Annotated in this window: 6 protein-coding genes and 1 pseudogene; 1 reads left to right on the top strand and 6 read right to left on the bottom strand. The window is 72.9% G+C overall.

Annotated elements, in window-relative coordinates; translation table 11 throughout:
• Window positions 1–264 precede the first annotated feature (264 nt).
• The 5 genes and pseudogenes from B1L11_RS43315 to B1L11_RS43295 form a co-directional block, all read right to left on the bottom strand.
• A complete protein-coding gene (locus B1L11_RS43315; RefSeq protein ID WP_143737976.1) occupies window positions 265–1,572 on the bottom strand; it encodes a DUF222 domain-containing protein in 1,308 nt (435 codons plus the stop codon).
• A gap of 208 nt (window positions 1,573–1,780) precedes the next feature.
• Window positions 1,781–2,755 carry a LuxR family transcriptional regulator gene (locus tag B1L11_RS53485; protein ID WP_256863411.1) on the bottom strand — a complete coding sequence of 325 codons (975 nt, stop codon included), beginning with the start codon at window positions 2,753–2,755 and terminating at the stop codon, window positions 1,781–1,783.
• Window positions 2,638–3,903: a hypothetical protein gene (locus tag B1L11_RS53480; protein ID WP_079320960.1), complete on the bottom strand. Its 1,266-nt coding sequence runs from the start codon at window positions 3,901–3,903 to the stop codon at window positions 2,638–2,640. The genes B1L11_RS53485 and B1L11_RS53480 overlap by 118 nt, the downstream gene beginning before the upstream one ends.
• A 106-nt stretch (window positions 3,904–4,009) precedes the next feature.
• Window positions 4,010–4,339, bottom strand: a pseudogene (locus B1L11_RS55640) (ATP-binding protein); the annotation flags it as partial.
• A 168-nt stretch (window positions 4,340–4,507) separates the two neighbouring features.
• Window positions 4,508–5,047: a TetR/AcrR family transcriptional regulator gene (locus tag B1L11_RS43295; protein ID WP_079320959.1), complete on the bottom strand. Its 540-nt coding sequence runs from the start codon at window positions 5,045–5,047 to the stop codon at window positions 4,508–4,510.
• A 108-nt stretch (window positions 5,048–5,155) separates the two neighbouring features.
• On the opposite strand from B1L11_RS43295, the gene B1L11_RS43290 reads away from it, so the two are divergent.
• Entirely contained in the window at window positions 5,156–7,405 is a 2,250-nt protein-coding gene (locus B1L11_RS43290) for an MMPL family transporter (RefSeq protein WP_079320958.1), read from the top strand.
• 55 nt (window positions 7,406–7,460) lie between these two features.
• On the opposite strand, the gene B1L11_RS43285 is transcribed toward B1L11_RS43290, so the two are convergent.
• Window positions 7,461–8,305, bottom strand: an 845-nt coding sequence (locus B1L11_RS43285) for a hypothetical protein (RefSeq protein WP_218671680.1), incomplete at its 5' end; no start/stop codon positions are given.

The raw sequence follows: 8,305 nt of genomic DNA, 5'->3' as shown, positions 1-8,305 counted from the left end.
GCGGCCTTACGCCGATACGTCCAGATTCGGGGCCGGGTCTGCTCCTGGCCGGGCTGCCGCATGCCCGCCACCCGGACCGACCAGGACCACATCCATGCCTGGGCCGACGACGCGCCACCACTGCCGATGATTGTGCCGACCGTGTCTGCGCCGATGACTGTCCAGCCTGTGCCGCCCGTGTCTGTGCCGACGCCTGGGCCGATGACGGCTGTGCCGACGTCTGCTCCGTGAGGGGTCGCCCATCGGCAGGCCCAAGCCGCTGTCTCAGCCCCTGCCCGTGATCGTGTCCCCGGTCGTGTCGGGGTTCCTGCCTGGGCTCGCGTCCGTGTTGCTGTGGGTGGTCTTGCCCGGTCCCTCCGCATGCCTCGTCGGGTGCCGCGCCGCCCGCTTCGCCGTGGGGTCCAGCGCCGGTCGGGTCGCCGGCCTCACTGCCAGGCCCCGGGCGTGTCCGGTTTCGGGTATGAGGGCGCCTCGCGCTGCGGGGCTCGTCAGGGATCTCGCCGTCGATCGCGTCGTCGGCCTTGTCGTCGCCGCGTGATCGGCCGCGTGATCGGGCTCGTCATCGGCCAAGTGGTCGGGCTCGTCATCTCGCCCGTCGGCGGCGTTGTCGACGGGCTCGACGCTCGGCTCCGTGATCGGCTTGGTGATCGGGTCTCCGGGGCGGATGTCAGAGGACTCGGCTGGGGCGTCGGAGGGGGCGGCGTCTACGAAAGGGTGGGTGCGGACGTGGGCGACGATCTCGGCGTCGGACAGGCCCTCGAAGCTGCCGTCCAGGCTGCCGAGGAAGAGGTCGGCTCGGATGTGGTCGAGGGTGCGGTGGTCCCCGGCACGCTTGCAGGCGCGGGCCAGATCGTCGATGCGCTCGCAACCGGCCACCGCCCGATCAAGCGGCAGATCCAGACCCGAAACCGTCGCGGTGCCGTCGTCGTTGCGCATGCCGACCACGCGGCGTCTGCGCACCGCCTCCCTGTAGCGCTTCTCCGCCCAATCGGGGTCGATGGCCAGCACCAGACGCTGGATGTGCTCGATCAGCTCTCCCACCGTCCAGGTCGGGGCGCGACTGATCAGATGCTCGCAGACCCAGCCGGCCTGGGCGTCGGTCAAACCGCTCGTCCAGCGGATGAAGGCCACCGCCCGCGGCTCGTCCAGCTCACCCGCCAGCATCGCCTCGCCGAGAACAGGAAGGCGGCGGTGCAGGTTCCACGCCAGATCGAACGCCGAGTCCGCCCGGCGGCGGGACCAGGCCAGCGCGGCCCGCGCCTCATCGGGAGCGAACTCGTCAGGCACTTCCAGACGGACCACGCTGTCGCCGGTGAACTGCTCGCGCAGCCCGACCTCCAGCAGTGCGTGCAGGAACCGCGCGCGGTCGTGGCAGGACTGGCGGTAGGCGGCCTTGAGCACCTCGACGGTGTCAAACCCCGATACTCGCTCCACGTCGATGGCGGCCAGCATCTGCGCGAGTTCGGCCCCCGGCGGGATCGCCGCCAGGCCCTCGGGAATCGCCGCCGGCGCCCCGCCCCCACTACGAGAGGACGGCCGCGCGAGAACGGGCGGCGATTGCGGCGCGGACACGGTGACCCCCGGGAGCGGAGACGAAGGCGACTGAACGGTTCCCGGCCGCCCGGACCGGGACTTCCTTCACGCAGACTCGGCTCAACACACGGCGTACGGCCACCGACGGCCCGCCTACTAAGCTCACCTCTAACGGCTGCCCCAAGCCTATCTCGAACACACTATCGATCCAAGCCCCCACCAGCACAAACGTGGAGCCACAACCGCTTCACAGCTCGCCGCGTTCGACGGCCAGGGCGAGTTCGACGCGCGACCGCAGGCCGGTCTTCGCGTAGACGCGGGTCAGATAGACCTCCACGGTCTTGCGGCTGTAGTGCAGCTCCTCGGCGATCTGAGGGTTGCTCAACCCGTCGGCGACCAGTTCGATGACGCGGCGCTCGCCGGGGGTGAGGCGGCTCGCCGGTTCGGGGACCAGTCCGGCCTCCCGCAGGCGGCGTTCGGACAGTGCCGCCCAGGGCGCCGCGCCGAGCCGGGTGAAGATCGCGTGCGCGCGGGGGAGTTGCATCGTGTCGCCGAGCGCGCCGAGGACCAGCCGGGCCCGGGCCTCCTCGAACGGAAGGCCGTCGGCGCGGGCCCGCTCCAGCGCCGCGCCCGTCCGCGCGCGGTCCCGGAACGCCCAGCCCACCGCGAGGTCGGCGGCGAGCCGGGCACGGGGGGTGCCGTTCGCCGACTGATCGTCCAGCCGGGAGGCCGCCGCCCGGCAGCCGGCGTCGTCGCCCGCCGCTCCCATCACCAGCACCTTGACCGCCAGGGCCCGGTGCACCACCTCGGGCACCTCGTACGCGAGGGCGCGGTCGAGTTCGCGCCGCGCGGCCACGATGTCGCCCCGGCCGAGCACCAGGCGTGCGCGGAACACGCAGCGCATGCCCTGCTGCAACGCGGAGCCGGGCGGAGGTTCGGCGAGGACCCGGGCGGCATCGTCCAGCCTGCCCTGGTCGAGCAGGATGTCCAGCTCCATGTTGCGCAGCAGGGCGAGGTTCTCCAGCAGGCCCGCCTCGGCCAGGGCCCGGCCCGCGACCGCGATCTCCTCCAGCGCCCGCGTCCACTCGCCGCCCATCCGCCGGATCACGGCCATGGTCCGCACGTGCTGTCCGGCGATGTCGTGCCAGCCGAGGCCGCGGTGGATCTGCTCGGCCTGGTCGAGCACCTCGACGGCGCGGGAACGCAGCCCGGCGATCGCCAGCACGTGCGCCGCCGACTCCAGCGACGCGAGCCGGGCGCCGGCGGCAGCGCGGCGGCGAAGGTGAGCAGGTCGTCGATCGCCCGCCCCGTCTCGGCCCAGTCGCCCCGCACGAGCGCGTGAAGGGCGAGATATCCGACCGTGGTCGCGCGGTCCTGCGGCGGGCAGTCGGCCAGGCCCTCCCATGCCCGTCGGGCGGCCTCCCTGCTGGGGCGGCCCATCTCCGCGCTGACCAGCGCCTGCTGGGCGAGCAACGCCGAGGCGTCGTCGGCCCTGGGGATCTGGCGGCGGGCCACGTCGAGGGCCACCTCGTACCACCCCATCGCGTGGGCCGCGCCGACCGCGGTATACGCGGCACGGGTGCGGCGGCGTCCGAAGGGCAGCGCGGCGACCGCGCGCTGGGCCGAGTTCAGCGCCAGCGCGGGCCGCGAGCCCTTCCAATAGGCGAGAGCCTGCCTGGCCAGCAGCCCGCCGGGCTCGGGGGACAGCTCGGCGGCCTTGCCGTACCAGTGCGCGGCCGACAGCGGCGCGGTCCAGCGGGTCAGCTCGGCTGCGCGCAGCACGGCGGGCAGGGCTTCGGCGGGCGGCCCGGCCTCGGCCATGTGCGTGGCCCACTCCAGGACCCGCCTGGTCCCGGTCAGCCCCTCGCGTTCGAGCAGGTCGGCGATGCGGCGGTGCACCTCGCGCCGGCCGGAGGCACCGAGGTCGTCGTAGAGCGCCTCGGCCACCAGCGGGTGCGCCAGCGCGTAGCCGTCGCCGTTCCTGGTGACCACGCCGTCCCTGACCAGCGCCTCGAAGGCGCGCTCGGCCTGGTCCGGATCGAGCCCGGCCAGTTCGGCGAGCGCGGGGAGGTCGGCGGCCTCCCTCGTGCGCGACAGCGCGGCCAGCACGCGGGCGAGGTCGCGTCCGCCCCGGTCGCGCTGGAACAGCCGGCTCAGGATCGCGCCGCGCCGCGCCCCCGGATCCGCCGAGCGTACGGCGCCGCCCTGCACCAGGGCCAGTACGGCCTCCTGCACGAACCACGGGTTGCCCCGGCTCGCGAGGTGGATCCGCCGCAGGACGGTGTCGCTCGGCGTACGGCCGAGCAGCGTGGTGACCAGGTCGGCGACCTCGGTCATGGACAGCGGCTGGAGCCGGATCGACAGGTCCACGTCGAGCGGGGGGAGGGTGGCGGGCGGTGCCGAGGATCGCGACGGCGCCGTGGCGGCGTGGCAGGGCCCGCAGCACGCTCAGCGTGTCGGCGTCGGCCAGGTGCAGGTCGTCGATGGCGAGGAGGGTGGGGCCGGGCAGCGACTCCAGCAGCCGGGCGGCCATCGCGCCGGGTGCGGCGGCCGGGTGCCCGAGCGCGGCCTGGTCCATCGCGTCGAGCAGGTCGGTCAGGACGCCGGCCGCCTCGCCGCCCAACGCCCCGAGCGCCTCGACGAGCGGGGCGTAGGCGCGCCCGCCGTCCAGTTCGCGGGCCTGGCCGCGGAGCACGCGGAAGCCCTTCAGCCGCGCCGCGGCCTCACCGAGCAGATGGGTCTTCCCGATGCCGGGCTCGCCGAGGACGAGGACGGTCCGCGGCGTCTTCGAAAGGGCCGAGACCACCTGGCCGAGCGCGCCCGCGCGGCCCTCCCCGACGGCCGGTACGTCCACGGCTGGCCGTCACTCCCTTCGCATCCGTCCCGCTGGTGTCTGCTAAGGACGCGGCGGAAAGGTTGAACGTTCACACGAAATGTGACGCGCTCTGAGAGTGATCGCAAGGGGGTCGGTATATCAAGATTCGAACACGGCCACGGCGGCGGCGGTCAGGGTCTCCTCGACCACGTCGGCGGGCACGTCCATGGTCTTCACCACACCGGACTGCACCGCGCCGAGGGCGGCCCAGGCGCGTACGCGGGTGCCGGGGGAGGGGTCGGGCCCGGCCAGGCGAACGAACAACTCCCGGCCGAACTCCCTGATCGCCTCGCCCGGGGATCCGGGAGGGGCGCTGTCGGCGCCGCCGATGTCCTCGGTGAGCAGCCGGATCACCGCGCGGTGCCGTACGGCGAACGCGGTGAACGCGCGCAGGAACTCCCGGTGGCCGGAGAACTCGCCGCCGAGCAGCGCGAGCAGGTCGTCGGCGGCCGGGGCGATGATCTCGGCCGCAAGCCGGTCCTTGGGATGGAAGTGGTAGGCGACCGCCGTCTTGGTCAGGCCGACCGCCGCCGCGATGTCGGCGAGCGACACGGCGGCGTATCCCCGCTCGGCGAACAGGTCGCGGGCCGCGGCCAGGATCCGGGACCGGGTCGCGTTGCCCTGGTCGAGTGTGGTCATCGTCTCATTTTCCGGCGCGCCGCTCGCCCGCCGATCAATTCCTTTTACCCTCGTTTTGTACGGCCGTACAGGACGGTCGCGAGGACATGCTACCCGGGACGGACGACGATGAGCGGGCTTCTGGGGCGGCTCGGCGGATGGTGCGCACGCCACGGCTGGATCGTGCTGACCCTGTGGGTGCTGGCGGCGGGCCTGCTGACGGCGGGCACATTGGTGTGGGGCCGGCCGGTCAACAACAACGTGTCGATCCCCGGCACCGACGCGCAGCGGGCGCACGAGCTCATGCGCGAGGGCTTCGGACCGGGATATGACCCCGGCGGGACGGTGCAGCTCGTTCTCTACACGGCGAACGGCACGCTGATCGACAAGTCTCGCAAACAGGCCGTCGAGCGGTCGATGGACGCCCTGCGGCGCACGCCGCACGTCGCCGAGGTGGACACGCCGTACCGCATGGGCGGCATGTCGTCCAGCCTGCGGATCGGGATGATCACCGTACGGCTGAAGGGGCAGGACACCACCAAGCTCGCCCAGACCTCGGAGCAGCTCGTCGCCGCCGCCGCGCCGGCCGTGCGGGCGGGCATCGAGGTCGTCCCCTCCGACAGCTCCACGCCCGCGGACAAGCAGATCAAGACCGGTGCCAGCGAGATCGCCGGCGTCGTCTTCGCGCTGCTGGTGCTGCTGTTCGCCTTCGGGACGCTGGTCGCCGCGCTCGTGCCGATCTTCACCGCGCTGATCAGCATCGGCGTCGGGCTCGGCCTCATCGCGCTGCTCGGGCACGTGGTGGACGTGCCCTCGACCGCGTCGATCCTGGCCACGATGATCGGCCTCGGCGTCGGCATCGACTACGCGTTGTTCCTGCTGTCGCGGCACCGGACGCTGCTGGCCGAGGGTGTGCAGGTCCATGAGGCGGTCCGGCGTACGGCGGCCTCGTCGGGCGGGGCCGTGCTGTTCGCCGGCGGCACGGTCGTGATCGCGCTGAGCGCGCTGATGTTCGCCGGGTTCCCGCTGCTGCGCACGCTCGGCTGGATCACCGGCGTGTCGGTCGTGTGCGCCGTGCTCACCTCGATCACGCTGGTGCCGGCGCTGCTCGGCCTGCTCGGGCACCGGATCAACGCGCTGCGGCTGCCGTTCGCCGGGCACGCCGCCCGCCGCGACGGCCCGGCCACCGGCTGGGCCAAGCTGGGCGCCTGGGTGGCGCGCCGCCCCTGGCGGGTGCTGGCGGTCACCGTGGTCGTGCTGGCGGCGCTCGCCGCCCCGGCCGCCACGATCACGCTCGGTCCGCTCGACAACGGGTACGGCGACAAGGGCACCCCGTCCCGGCGGGCGTACGAGCTGATCGAGGCGGGCTTCGGCCCGGGGGCCAACGGCGGACTCATCGCCGTGGCCGAACTGGACCAGAAGATCGCCGACTCGACCCCGCCCGATCCGGTCGTGCAGGTGCTGCGGCAGCGGGTGGAGCACACCGAGGGCATCGCGTTCGTCGCCCCGCCGAAGGTCAACGAGGACGGCCGCTCCGTGCTCATCCAGGCCGTCCCCGACTACGCCCCGAGCGACCCGCGAGCCCTCGACGTGGTGAAACGGGTGCGGGCCATCGAGGTGCCGGGGGCGCACGTCCACGTCGGCGGCCAGGTGGCCGGACTGGCAGACGCGGGCGACCGCATCATGGGCAGGACGCCGCTGGTCGTCGGCATCGTCGTGCTGCTCAGCGCCCTGCTCCTGCTGCTGGCCTTCCGCGCGCCCCTGGTCGCGATCAAGGCGGCGGTGATGAACCTCGTCTCGCTCGGCGCCGCCTTCGGCGCCCTGGCCGTGGTGTTCTCCCATGGCCTGGGCAGCCGCCTGGTCGGCATGGACCCCCCGCCCTCGGCCGAGGGGTCCTACCTCGCCACGCTGTTCTTCTCGGTGCCCATCGACACGTACGTGCCGCTCATGCTGTTCGCCGTGCTGTTCGGCCTGTCGATGGACTACGAGGTCTTCCTGCTGACCTCCGTACGGCAGGCCTACTCGCGCAGCGGGGACAACCGGAGCGCGGTGGCAGAGGGACTGGGGTCCACCGGCCGCGTCATCACCTCGGCCGCCCTGATCATGGTGGCGGTGTTCACCGCGTTCATCGCCTACCCCGACCCTCTGGTCAAGGTGTTCGGCGTCGGGCTGGCCGTGGCCATCGCCGTCGACGCGACCCTGATCAGGGGCTTCCTCGTGCCCGCCACGATGGTGCTGCTCGACCGGCTCAACTGGTGGATCCCGCGCTGGCTCGACCGGATCCTGCCGAACCTGTCGATCGAGGGGCACGAGGAGGACGGCGAGCCCGCCGCGGCGGAGCCAGAACTGGTCGGCGCGGGCCGGCACGCCCGCGCCTGACACGGTCACTCGATCGGCAGAGGCGTGCGGCCCGGCCGCACGCCTCCGTCCGGGATCAGAAGTTCTTGCTGCGGACCGTCCAGGGGGCCCTGGCCGCCAGGCCCGAGGGCCCCAGGATGTACGACCGAGCCGTGGCGTTGTCGTTGAGCGTCATGTCCAGGAACTGGACCACCGCGGTCATGCCTTCGCTCATCTGGGCGCCGGTGATGAATCCGACGTGCCCGGCCTGCGGCTGCTCGGCCAGCACGGCCGGCACCTGGGCCAGGTCGTAGTTGGCCCGGGTGTTGTCGTAGGCGATGTCGGAGGGCCCGCCGTCCAGGAACATCACCGGGGTGTGCAACTTGGAGAGCTCCGAGCGCGGGTATCCGAACGAGCCGTCGGCGAAGAACCCGCTGTCCAGCGACACGACGCTCCTGACCCGCCGGTCCTGAGCGGCGACCAGCGCTTCCAGGCCGCCGCAGGAATGGCCGGCGGCGGCGACCCTGGACAGGTCGAGGCGCTGGTAGAGCGGCGAGCCGGTGCGGGCGTTCTCCCGCTCTGCCCAGCCGATCCCGTCGGTCAGCAACGACGGGATCGGGGACCCGCTCTGCACCCCGTTCGGTGAGCCGTCGACGGACGCGGTGTCCACCACGACGAACCCGCGGGCCGCGATGAACGTCAGCGCCTGGATCACCTCGCTCCCGTTGGTGTGCGCGCAGGCCCCGTTGCCGAAGACCAGCACGGGCATGGCACGACCGACGGCCGAGGGGTTCGACGGCCGGAACACGGTGTAGCGGTTGGTGCCGTAAGCCCCCTCCCGGGTGACCGGGAAGTTGTTGTCGATGGCGGGCCGGCTCGGCGGCGTGGGACTGGCACTCGGCGAGGGGCTGGGGCTCGGCGGTGGGACTGGGGCTCGGCGAT

This window comes from Microbispora sp. GKU 823 (genome assembly GCF_002027145.1).
Lineage (GTDB): Bacteria > Actinomycetota > Actinomycetes > Streptosporangiales > Streptosporangiaceae > Microbispora > Microbispora siamensis.
This window is presented reverse-complemented; position numbering and strand designations above follow the sequence as displayed.

Excerpts from the sequence above, each read along its gene's own strand:
- B1L11_RS43295 (WP_079320959.1), bottom strand. The coding sequence starts at position 5,047 with ATGACCACACTCGACCAGGGCAACGCGACCCGGTCCCGGATCCTGGCC.
- B1L11_RS43290 (WP_079320958.1), top strand. The coding sequence starts at position 5,156 with ATGAGCGGGCTTCTGGGGCGGCTCGGCGGATGGTGCGCACGCCACGGC.